This is a genomic window from Pseudoduganella buxea, from assembly GCF_009720835.1.
GTDB classification, from domain to species: Bacteria; Pseudomonadota; Gammaproteobacteria; order Burkholderiales; family Burkholderiaceae_D; genus Rugamonas; species Rugamonas buxea.
Map to the genome: position 1 here is coordinate 1 of NZ_WNKZ01000190.1, position 2,289 is coordinate 2,289.

Annotated in this window: 4 protein-coding genes; 1 reads left to right on the forward strand and 3 read right to left on the reverse strand. The window is 62.8% G+C overall.

Going from position 1 to position 2,289, the window contains the following annotated elements; translation table 11 throughout:
* Positions 1-200: transposase (locus GM672_RS27410; protein WP_211517339.1), on the forward strand; the 200-nt coding region annotated here is incomplete at its 5' end.
* On the opposite strand, the gene GM672_RS27415 is transcribed toward GM672_RS27410, so the two are convergent.
* From GM672_RS27415 to GM672_RS27425, 3 genes are all read right to left on the reverse strand, one after another.
* Positions 172-807: a PIN domain-containing protein gene (locus GM672_RS27415; protein WP_155473657.1), complete on the reverse strand. Its 636-nt coding sequence runs from the start codon at positions 805-807 to the stop codon at positions 172-174. The genes GM672_RS27410 and GM672_RS27415 overlap by 29 nt on opposite strands.
* Positions 808-974: 167 nt before the next feature.
* Complete coding sequence (locus tag GM672_RS29805) at positions 975-1,598, reverse strand: YXWGXW repeat-containing protein (RefSeq protein WP_155473658.1); 624 nt, start codon at positions 1,596-1,598, stop codon at positions 975-977.
* A gap of 149 nt (positions 1,599-1,747) precedes the next feature.
* A complete protein-coding gene (locus tag GM672_RS27425; protein ID WP_155473659.1) occupies positions 1,748-1,963 on the reverse strand; it encodes a hypothetical protein in 216 nt (71 codons plus the stop codon).
* Positions 1,964-2,289: the final 326 nt, after the last annotated feature.

Here is a 2,289-nt window from a genome sequence, read left to right on the forward strand (position 1 = left end):
TCGATCCGCTCAAGCGCTTTGCTAACAAACTCGCGCCTTACTGGCGCGGCATCCTCGCGCGCGTGCGCTGGCCGCTGCACACCGGACAATTAGAAGGCATCAACAATCGCATCAAAGTCATGAAGCGGATGGCATACGGTTACCGTGACAGTGAATTCTTCTTCCTGAAGATCAAGGCTGCGTTTCACGGAAATCCGTGAAGAACCCTTTTTTTTCCATCCATTCCGTCTCAAGGGAAGGATGGGGCCTTGTCTTGTTCAGCAACGAACTGTAATCACCATCCCTCGATACGATATGCAAGTCGCCGTCCGGGACCATCTTCAAGAGCATTTCCCAGTTGTACTGGTCGCCGACACTGCCAGCTTTCCCAGGCGGGTTTCCCCGCTGCGCCCGTTGCAGTGCAAGGCCAAATACTTCATCGTCTTCCGCATAGCGCGCCGATTTGGCGAACAGGTCGCGCAAGAGGACATCGGTCTGGAGCGTCTGATTTGAAGCGTCCGCGAGAGCTATGCTGATCAACTGCCCACGCAATTTCTTCGCCTGCTCGATCGCTGCAATATAGTCTGCATATTGTGTATACGTCTGCATATGGCGCGGGACGCCTGCTGGCAATGGGTGCTTGCTGAACTCGTCCGTCGCGGATTTGAGTTTCGATTCACGGTTTCTTGCAAGCTCGTTCCGCACTTGCTCGGGAATGTGCAGGCAGATACCGCCATCGCCAATTTCCTTGATGAGTTTATCCAGCTCGGTCAGGTCGTCATCGGCGAAATGATAAAAATTGAGGAATACATTGGTATCGATAAACAAGTGAGCTATCGGCATTGTCCGTCCATGCTGATCTTGGTCGATTAATTGTAGCGCATCCTATTTCCGTTTCATCGGACCATCGGATAACGCATGCCTGCGGTTCGCACCGATACAACGCTGGCAAATAAAAAGCCACCCGAAGGTGGCTCATGGACGCGCTGCCCCGCTCAATTGCGCCAGGGATTGTCCGGCCGGTGGTCGCGGCGGTTCGGCACGCCGTCGCCATCGCGGTCGCGGTCGTGGCGGTTCGGGATGCCGTCGCGATCCTGGTCGCGGCCGCGGCCGTCACGCCAGCCGCTCTCGCGCCAGTCGCCCCGGTGGCCGTCCCAGCCCCGTTCCCGTGGGCGATCCCAGCCGGGGCCACGGTCGCGGTGCCAGCCGCCGCCGTCATGGCGGTCGTAGCGATTGGCGATGCCGTCGCCGTCGCGGTCGCGGTCATAGCGGTTCGGCACGCCGTCGTGGTCCATGTCGCCGCGCGGGCTCAGACGGTTCCAGCGGGCCTGCTCGTGGTACCAGCGGCCATGCCGCTCCGTCCAACGGGGCGCCGCGTAGGCATAGCCGGGCCGCTCGCGCAGCCAGTTGCCGCCGACCCAGGCGTGGCGGTGGCCGTTCCAGGCCCAGTAGCCGGGCGCCCACACGTAGCCGGCACGGGGATGGGGCATCGCTTCGTAGCGCGGCGGGGGCGGCGGCACGCCGATGACGAGGTTGACGTCCACCTGGGCCAGGGCCTGGGTCGGCAGGATGGACGCCGACAGGGCCAGGGCGGCGGCAAGAATGACAGGCTTGATCATGATGTTCTCTCCGTGGTTCCGAATTCGTGGGCGGTCTTTGCGCCCGGTGAATTCACTATATCGCGCACGGCGGGAGAACATTGCGCCTGATTCAGATTTTTACAAATCGGGGCGTGCCTGCTACAGCGTGTAAGCGCCGCCCGCCGGGGCTACTCGGTGGCGCGGGCCTTTTCCTCGGCGCTCAGGCGCTTGCCCCGCACGATGACGGCCGGCGGCGCGTGCGACGTCACCAGCACGGCCACACGCTGCCGTGGCGCCGGCGCGGCCTGCTCGACGGGCGCGCCGCTGCTGGCGGCAAAGGCAGCGGCCACGCACAGCAGCACGGCGGCAACAAAGAAGGCTTCGAAATGGCGCAAGACGTACATGGTTTTCCCCTCAAGAAAAGTGGTGCATATGGACATCGTGCCCAGGTGCATCATCCGCAGGTTTGCGCCAGATCGAATCGCGCCGATGTAGACGGCAAATCGGCCGCCGGGACCCACTGCCGCGTTGCGGATTTGCCCGTCCCCCCGCTAGATGCGGGTATTCGTGCTCACGTCCACGCTCATATCCAGGCTTATGTCTCACTTTTATGTCCCACTTCTTTCTCACCCAGCTGCGCGACTGGCGCCGCGCCCGTAACCTGGGCCGCGCGCGCCGGCCCCGCGCGCGGCCGTGGACGGCGCTAGGCCTGGCCCTGCTGGCGCTGGCC